Source organism: Spirosoma sp. (genome assembly GCF_048594605.1).
Lineage (GTDB): Bacteria > Bacteroidota > Bacteroidia > Cytophagales > Spirosomataceae > Spirosoma.
The window spans coordinates 1-7,848 of sequence record NZ_JBMDWV010000197.1 but is presented as its reverse complement, the minus strand read 5'-3'; the positions used below and the strand labels follow the sequence as shown (position 1 = coordinate 7,848).

Sequence of the window (7,848 nt, the reverse complement as noted above, 5' to 3'; positions counted from 1 at the left end):
CCAGTGAATGCGGCTATTTTAGTTGGATTCACCTCTCCCACCACCTGAGGCAATTTGGGGTATGATGCCTCAAGTTTGCTTGATAGGTACTTGCTACGAATTAAGCCGTTCGTCACCCTAATGCCCGTCTCATTGAACGCCGAATTAGAGATACGAAAATCTTTCCTCGTCTCAGCAGGGAGCGAATTGTGAGACATAAATTTTTTTTAATATCTGTCCAACGCCATCTGTAGCATACAGGGTATTTTTGATAGATTTACTGAATGCCATAAATCCTGCTTATGCGAATGACTTCGCTTAATCAAGTCATTGGTTTTCATAACTATAAAATTTGAGTTTACTTCGTAGCGGATTTACAGTGTTGATTACACAGCCAACGCTACCGAGGATACGCGGTACCGAGTCCAACCTCCGCTTCGTGCGGAATGATTATTTGACGAATGATCAACAAATAGAATGGACACCCCGTTGAGGTTGCTCGTCGTGGAGGACGACATGATCATTGCTGCCACCATCGCCCTGCAACTCAGCAAGCTCGGCTACGAGGTGAGCGGGATTGTGCCTAGGGGCGAAGAAGCCATTCAACATGCTGAAACCAACCGGCCTGACTTGATTCTGCTCGATATCAGTCTCAAAGGCGCAATCGACGGTATCGACACAGCCCACGCTATTCACCAGCGGTGGAACATCCCGATTATTTACGTCACGGCCAATACCGACGAAGCTACCTTTAACCGAGCAAAAAAAACTCGTCCCTACGCCTTCATATCCAAGCCGATCCGGGCCATTGAATTACAACGAGCTATCGAGCTGGTTATGAGTCGCCTGGCCGACGAGCCGCCCACCTCTGCCCACCCTGCTCCCGACGCGCCCTTTGTGCTCAGTGACCGGATTTTTGTGCGGCACCGCGAAAAGATCGTCAAGATTTTCATCGCCGATATTCTCTACGTGGAAGCCGACCGCAACTACTGTCACCTCTGTACCGTAGACAAAGAATACCTGCTGACAACGACCCTGAAGGTGATGGAAGACAAACTCCCGGCGGCCTATTTTGTACGCGTGCATCGATCCTATCTGGTGAATCTGACGCAGGTCGATGAGGTGGGAGACGGGCATATCGGGATCAAGGGGAAAACGATTCCGCTCAGCCACCTCCTGCGCGAGGCACTGCTGAAACGAATCCAGACCATTTGAGTCTCAAGATCAGCTACTTGGCCAATCGGAACGCTGCTCATTCCATACTTCGGTAAGTAATTCCCGACCTTCGGACAGTAAACGGATGCGTTCGTCCGGGCGAACTTGGTTGGGGAATACGCTGGCGATAGTTTAGATCCATTGTCGGCTAAATCGCTCAGCAGGGCTGATGGCCGCTCCGTTGCAGACCACATTCAAACTATTTCAACCATGCCGTTCCTGGTTACCACTATTCGTTCGCCAGCGATTTGTTGCTTCCTGTGGCTGGTGCCGGACATGACGCTCATGCTGAACGGCAAAGCCCCGGTTAACGCTACCCGAAACGTGTATAGGTATGCGTTGGCTTCTCAGGAGCTGGGAATTCAGTTCTAACCCGTCCATGTGCCGCTCTACGAGTGGGCCGACGCTTGATCCTGATACAGGTTCCTAGGTTCGCCAAAACCCGTTTTTTCAGCCAATTCAAATACCCAAAACCAATCAAACTATACCAATGAAAACTAATCAGGTACCAAAGATGCTGGCCGTTGTTATGGCCCTGTTCCTGTTTGCCGCCGGTTGCAATACACGCGCAAAGGATAGGGATACCCAAACGACCACCGTGTCGGCCATGACACCTGAACAAAAGCAGGCGATTGAACAGGAAATTTCTGGCCTTGTGAAGGAATTCTTCCAACAAGTCGAAAAACTGGACATTGAAACGTGCATGACCTACTTTGAAAATACGCCTGATTTTCAGGCCGTCAATCCCGATGGCACCCTGGGCGATTACAACGCCCTCAAGAAACTGAACGCAGACGGGTTTAACCAGATGAAGACGTTGAGTGTCGTGCCAACGAAGGAAGTGATTCGGGTTTTGACTGACTCGCTGGTGCTGTATACGTTCTCGATGGAACAGGACGCTACGCTCAAAAACGGCCAGAAAATGAAGTTTGAGCACGTAGCGGGAACGATGCTGTTCACTAAAATCAACGGCGCGTGGAAAGCGACGTTTTACCAGGAGTCGGCAGTTGCACCGGTACCAGTCAAATAGCAACTATGAAGCGCCTATAAAACCTGTAGTCTCGCAGTTTTTCTCTATTCGATAGACCCATGAAAATCAACCCATTTATGTCTGCTTTTGCCGCCCTGCTCCTGGTTGCCGTTGGCTGCCATACCGCTCACCAAAAAGCAGAGGAGAAACCAGCGGCTCAATCCGATGCACCGGAGTATTTTCTGTTACGGCCCGAAGTCGAGAAAGCGTATGGCTATTCCCATGCCGTTCGGATTGGCAATGAACTGAAAATATCGGGTGCGGTCAGTATGGACGAGAAAGGAAACCTGACGGCGAAAGGTGATTTGGGACAACAAATGAAAAATTGCTACGCCGATCTGGACAAAATCCTGAAGCACTATGGCTACACCTGGGACGACATTGTGGTGGAGAATATTCTGACCACAAACATGCCCGAATTTGTGAACCAGTCGGCTTACCGAAATACGATCTACAAAAAGCAATTCCCGACCGGGTCGTGGTTTGGCGTAAAAGAATTAGCCTTGCCCGGCCAGTTGATTGAGATTGAGTTAGAAGCCTATAAAGTGCACTAATTCAGGTGAGCGGATTCGATGATGAGCCTCATCGTTTTTGACAGATTCCTGCCTGAGGTTATCCAAACCATACAGAACCCATAAACGAGTGTTAGCCACTATAGCAAAATGGTCTTTCCGCTCCTCAATACATCGTCAACCGCAGGCTCCCTCAATCCAGCGCCTTCATTCATCAAAAGCCGCATCGAGTCCATCGACGTACTGCGGGGTCTGATTATGATCATTATGGCGCTGGACCATACGCGCGACTTCTTCCACGCTCAGGCCTATACCGACGACCCGCTCAATCTGGATACCACCACGCCGATCCTGTTCGTCACCCGCTGGATTACCCATTTCTGCGCTCCTACGTTTGCTTTGCTATCCGGTACGTCCATCTACCTGCAGGGTTTACGAAAATCGCGCAGCGAGTTGAGTCTGTTCCTGCTGAAACGGGGCCTGTGGCTCATTGTAGCCGAGGTATTGCTGATTGCGCCAGCAGATACGTTTACCCTGTTTAATCCCATTACGCTGGTCGTTTTCTGGTCGCTGGGCATCAGCATGGTGTTTATGGCCGGACTGACGTGGCTGCCGTTCCGGGCCATACTGAGCCTTGGTCTTGCGATTGTTTTAGGCCATAATCTGCTGGATGCGGTGGAACAGGCACCGGGATTTACGTCAGGTTTTTGGTGGGCGCTGTTTCATGGTGGCAGTCACCGTGTGTTTGAATACGCTCCCGGTCGGGTCATTGTGGTCCTGTACCCATTTCTTCCCTGGCTGGGGCTAATGATGCTGGGCTACTGCCTGGGCCGGTTGTTTGAGCCATCGGTTGCAGCCTGGAAGCGTCAACAGGGACTGTTTTATCTCGGTGCCGGCGCTATTGGGTTATTTGTAGGGCTGCGTTTGCTGAATAAATACGGCGATCCCTTCCCTTGGAGCGTCCAGAAAGACGGCCTCACTACGTTGTTCTCGTTTCTGAAGGTACATAAATACCCTCCATCCCTGCTGTACATGTGCATTACGGTAGGTCCGGGACTGCTGGCACTGGCGTTGCTGGAGAATGTACACAACCGCGTTACGGGCGTGCTGCGCATCTACGGACGAACGGCCTTTTTTTATTACACGATCCATTGGTATGTCCTGCATACCCTGCGCATGCTAGTCTTTTTTGCTGCTGGTCATACCATGATGGAGGCCGATAAATCGCTGCAAACCATACCGATGCGGCTTGTGCTACCTGGCAATGGAGGCTACAATCTTGGGGTGGTTTACCTGATCTGGATAGCCGTTGTCGCGTCGTTGTATCCGCTGTGCCGCTGGTATGATGCCTACAAGACAACGCACAAAGAGCAGTGGTGGCTGAGCTATTTGTAGAAAGTGAACAACCAAAACCTGGTCAGGAAATGAGCAAACGTGAAAAAGTAATAACAAGAACGGTTGTCATTCCTGACGACCTGGAAGCAGTAAAAAAATTATGGTTCGACTATTTAGTTTGGGGGAACGACAACATGCAGGAACTCTACGGCGTCCATCCTCATAATCCTCAGGAAGCTGTTGAACAGGACATCCAACAGATTGGCAAGTTTCAACCGCCTTACGGACAGCTGATCCTGGCTAGTTATAACGGTAAATTATGTGGCCTTGGAAGCCTAAAACGTATCAACTCCGATATCGGTGAACTAAAACGGATGTTTGTCCATCCAGCTAGCAGACGAATTGGGGCTGGACGAGCGATCCTCAAAGAACTTCAACTTGAAGCGAAAAAAGTCGGTTATAAAAAACTTCGGCTTGACAGTCCCAAGTTTATGGAAGCCGCTCATGCCTTATACCGAAGTGTTGGATTTCGTGACATTGACGCGTATCCAGAAATAGAAATCCCCGCCGAATTTAAAGACTATTTGTTGTTTATGGAATTGGATATAACCGACGATACTACCTGAATCCGAACGGATAAGCACAAATAAACCCAGCCTATGGTGCTGGTGAATCGATCTTAAACCAGTCAAACTAACCAATCAAATTCATGAAACAACTTCTGATTACTCTATCTTCTCTTTGGCTGCTGGTTTCCCTCGGCATGTCGGCCTCTGCACAGGCTCAGCAAACGGCAACGACTCAACTCAAAAGTATCCACCTGTTCGATATGCCAGCCGGTGTAATAGAGGCCCAGCTGTCGGCGGTGATTGGCGAGTTGAACACGGTCATTAAACGTCTGGGGTACAATAATGCCGGATACACACTCTACAAAGTAGCCGGAGAAGGAGTCGACAAATACCGCTACTACTTCGAGGGCAATTGGCCCAATGCCAACGCGTACCAGAAAATCCACGACGACAAATCGTTTCAGGAAGCCGATAAAAAATTGGGTATGGTATACGAGAAAATAAAAGCTGTTGAACTTTACCGTCGCTTAGTGAGAGTGCCCTAAATCGTTTTTAACCAAAGCTATGAAAACCAACCCATTTACTCTACTCCTGGCCGTTGTTGCCAGTACATCTGTCTGTGTTACCGGTTGCAACGCCCCTGCCCAAAAACAGGAAACTGCAACCGCGCAGGTAGCTGCTAAGCCCGATATGGCCGCCATCAAAACGGAAATACAAGCCATCGAAACCGAGTGGGCCAGTGCCACAACCGCTAAAGACATCGACAAAGTAATGGCACTCTACGCAGACGATGCCGTAGAAATGGCCGACGACGAACCCATGTCCGTGGGAAAGGCGGCTATCCGGCAGGTGCTGCTCAACAGTATGAAAGCGCGCCAGGCCGGGACGACCGTTTCCTACGAGACGATGGACGTGTACGGCGATGGCAACCTGGTGACCGAAGTGGGGAAGACAACGATTAAAGACAAAGCTGGCAACGTAGTGAGTGCCGGCAAATACATGGGCATTTTTGAAAAACGCGACGGGAAATTTATCTGCATCCGTGATATCAACAACGAGGATCAAAAAGACAAGTGAGGCTGGGGGTTTAAAGGGATCGGGTAGCCCGGTGAATGATCCGATACTGATGTGCCGGATAGACGATCGATGCCTAGCCTACTACGCTGAATGAGCCTAAAACGGTTGCCCGTTTCCCAATCCGTTTAAATCTACGTTAATCATGACGCTCAAATCCTCCCTACGTATCCTGGCCGTTTTTACGGCCCTTATCCTTTTTGCCGCCGGTTGTCATTCACCGGCAACGCCCGCTACGGCTGAGCAACTGTCGCAGATGAACCGGGACTTTGCCGCTGCGATCAATGCCAAAGATGCCGTGGCGGCTGCGAACTGCTATGCGGACGAGGCTACGTTATATCTGCCCAATGAGCCTGCCGTTACGGGTTGGAAGGCCATTCTCAACTACTGGAAGGGGGCTATTGACGCGGGGGTCACCCATGTATCCGTCAAAACGATTGCTACGGGTAGTGACGGGAACCTGGGGTGGGAAACGGGTCAGTTCCAGATGGACGTAAAAACGCCCGATGGGAAAGTGGTGGTCGATAAGGGTCGGTACACCGAGTTGCTCAAACGCAATACAGACGGGAAATGGGTCTCCATCATGGGTATGTGGAATGCCGATGCACCACCCGTCTCTTGACAGATCGCTTTCACTGGCTCCGAAAACCTATTTTCGTATCTTGTGAGCTACAGCATTCCGGTTGTCCCAAGATGGGTAAATACGTTGTTTTTAGGTGGCTCCCCCTGCTATTGTGCTTGCCCGCGTTCGCTGGGCAGGTACAATCCACGGTGCTTTACTTCGACGAACCCCCCAAAGAGACGCTGGGCCGCAACCGAAATCAAGTAAGCATCAATCAGTTCTTTACCGACCGCGACGATTTTCTATGGTTCGTCACCGGCAGTGGCCTGAGCCGCTACGACGGCCATGAGATCGTAACGGTACGCTCTGACCCGGCAAATTTGAACTCCCTCTCCTCGGCACGGGTGGCGGATATGATTCAGGACGAGCGCGGTACGTTCTGGATAACCACCCGCGACGGGGGCCTGAATGCCTACAATCAGCGAACGGGCAACGTGGCCCATTTTCGACACCTGCCCACCAACAAAACCAGTTTATCGTCGGATAAGCTTCGGTTTCTTCAACACGATGAATCCGGTTATCTCTGGATCGGCAGCGATTATGGCATGAATCGGTTCGACCCCAAAACAGGCCGTACTGTCCGTTTTTTACCCAAACCAGGCGAGTCAGGACAGTTGCAGGGCAACCCACTGTCGCCGATTCTGGTTGAATCGGCGGGCCACGGTGGGCCCGGCTATGTTTACGTTTGCACAACGGCTGGGTTCGAGCAGTTTGACCGGACTACTAACCGTTGGCGGTGCATTCCGACGGTAACTAAATCCGGGGTGCCCGTCATCAACGCCACGGATGGTCTCAATGTGATTAGCGGCCTCTGCAAAGATCGTCGGGGCCTGATCTGGATGGGGGTTCCGGACCAAACCGGGCTGCGGGTTTTTAACCCTAAAACCGGGCAAATCAGTTGGTTCGATGGTCGAACGGCCGATGGCAAACCCATTCCGTTTCCAAGAGTGATTCTGGAAGATCGGGCGGGGCGGCTCTGGCTTTGCTGCGATAACGACATCTTCCGCATTTCAGCCAACCGGACCGTTGTGGAGCAATGTACACCCGTAGCCATTAGCAATGGGGAACAACTCAGGGAGCTGGTAACGCTGTACGAAGATGGGCAAGGGTTAATCTGGCTGGAGAGGGCGAGCGACAAAAATCCACTTTTTTTCGACCCCCGTCAGGAACGCCACCCCAACATTCCACTGCCAAAATTTACTAACTCCGCCGGTGGAATTCCGACCCGACCCGTAACGGAATCCCTCATGCCCGACCCGGAAGGCTTCCTTTGGATCAGTACGGATCTGGGCCTGATTCGCTATAAACCGGGCCAATCCAGGCCGGGCCTGAATGAGATGAAGGTTGTCTTGAAACAACCCTTTACTTATTTCACCAGCCCACTGCCAGGTGCGGCCGGAACCAGCTCCGATCGGTATCTGCTGGTAGGAGCGGAGGCCGGCCTTTTCGTTTACAACAAAAAAACGGGTAATCTCACACCCATCCGTTTAGATAAGACGGGGCGTAATACGA

10 protein-coding genes are annotated in these 7,848 nt (G+C 51.1%); all 10 read left to right on the top strand.

From position 1 onward, the window contains the following. Positions 1-456: 456 nt before the first annotated feature. Positions 457-1,194 (top strand): LytR/AlgR family response regulator transcription factor, encoded by a 738-nt coding sequence (locus ACOJS8_RS12430; protein ID WP_420148861.1) that lies wholly within the window; start codon positions 457-459, stop codon positions 1,192-1,194. A gap of 210 nt (positions 1,195-1,404) precedes the next feature. Beyond that, positions 1,405-1,566, top strand: coding sequence for a hypothetical protein (locus tag ACOJS8_RS12425; protein ID WP_420148860.1), 162 nt, complete (start codon positions 1,405-1,407; stop codon positions 1,564-1,566). 118 nt (positions 1,567-1,684) lie between these two features. Beyond that, positions 1,685-2,224: a nuclear transport factor 2 family protein gene (locus tag ACOJS8_RS12420; RefSeq protein ID WP_420148859.1), complete on the top strand. Its 540-nt coding sequence runs from the start codon at positions 1,685-1,687 to the stop codon at positions 2,222-2,224. Positions 2,225-2,283: 59 nt separating this feature from the next. Beyond that, positions 2,284-2,778, top strand: a complete 495-nt coding sequence (locus ACOJS8_RS12415) for a RidA family protein (RefSeq protein ID WP_420148858.1) — start codon at positions 2,284-2,286, stop codon at positions 2,776-2,778. Between the two features lie 108 nt (positions 2,779-2,886). Continuing rightward, positions 2,887-4,131, top strand: a complete 1,245-nt coding sequence (locus ACOJS8_RS12410; RefSeq protein ID WP_420148857.1) for a DUF1624 domain-containing protein — start codon at positions 2,887-2,889, stop codon at positions 4,129-4,131. A gap of 29 nt (positions 4,132-4,160) precedes the next feature. Then, positions 4,161-4,697 (top strand): GNAT family N-acetyltransferase, encoded by a 537-nt coding sequence (locus tag ACOJS8_RS12405; protein WP_420148856.1) that lies wholly within the window; start codon positions 4,161-4,163, stop codon positions 4,695-4,697. An 83-nt stretch (positions 4,698-4,780) separates the two neighbouring features. Further along, the gene (locus ACOJS8_RS12400) at positions 4,781-5,185 is read left to right on the top strand and encodes a hypothetical protein (RefSeq protein ID WP_420148855.1); all 405 of its coding nucleotides are present in this window, start codon (positions 4,781-4,783) and stop codon (positions 5,183-5,185) included. Between the two features lie 19 nt (positions 5,186-5,204). After that, positions 5,205-5,717, top strand: coding sequence for a YybH family protein (locus ACOJS8_RS12395; protein WP_420148854.1), 513 nt, complete (start codon positions 5,205-5,207; stop codon positions 5,715-5,717). A 142-nt stretch (positions 5,718-5,859) separates the two neighbouring features. Next, entirely contained in the window at positions 5,860-6,336 is a 477-nt protein-coding gene (locus ACOJS8_RS12390; RefSeq protein WP_420148853.1) for a YybH family protein, read from the top strand. 116 nt (positions 6,337-6,452) lie between these two features. Next, on the top strand, positions 6,453-7,848 hold a 1,396-nt coding region (locus ACOJS8_RS12385), incomplete at its 3' end, for a ligand-binding sensor domain-containing protein (protein ID WP_420148852.1).

Coding starts and splice junctions, on each gene's coding strand:
- ACOJS8_RS12430 (WP_420148861.1), top strand. CDS start 457: ATGGACACCCCGTTGAGGTTGCTCGTCGTGGAGGACGACATGATCATT.
- ACOJS8_RS12425 (WP_420148860.1), top strand. CDS start 1,405: ATGCCGTTCCTGGTTACCACTATTCGTTCGCCAGCGATTTGTTGCTTC.
- ACOJS8_RS12420 (WP_420148859.1), top strand. CDS start 1,685: ATGAAAACTAATCAGGTACCAAAGATGCTGGCCGTTGTTATGGCCCTG.
- ACOJS8_RS12415 (WP_420148858.1), top strand. CDS start 2,284: ATGAAAATCAACCCATTTATGTCTGCTTTTGCCGCCCTGCTCCTGGTT.
- ACOJS8_RS12410 (WP_420148857.1), top strand. CDS start 2,887: ATGGTCTTTCCGCTCCTCAATACATCGTCAACCGCAGGCTCCCTCAAT.
- ACOJS8_RS12405 (WP_420148856.1), top strand. CDS start 4,161: ATGAGCAAACGTGAAAAAGTAATAACAAGAACGGTTGTCATTCCTGAC.
- ACOJS8_RS12400 (WP_420148855.1), top strand. CDS start 4,781: ATGAAACAACTTCTGATTACTCTATCTTCTCTTTGGCTGCTGGTTTCC.
- ACOJS8_RS12395 (WP_420148854.1), top strand. CDS start 5,205: ATGAAAACCAACCCATTTACTCTACTCCTGGCCGTTGTTGCCAGTACA.
- ACOJS8_RS12390 (WP_420148853.1), top strand. CDS start 5,860: ATGACGCTCAAATCCTCCCTACGTATCCTGGCCGTTTTTACGGCCCTT.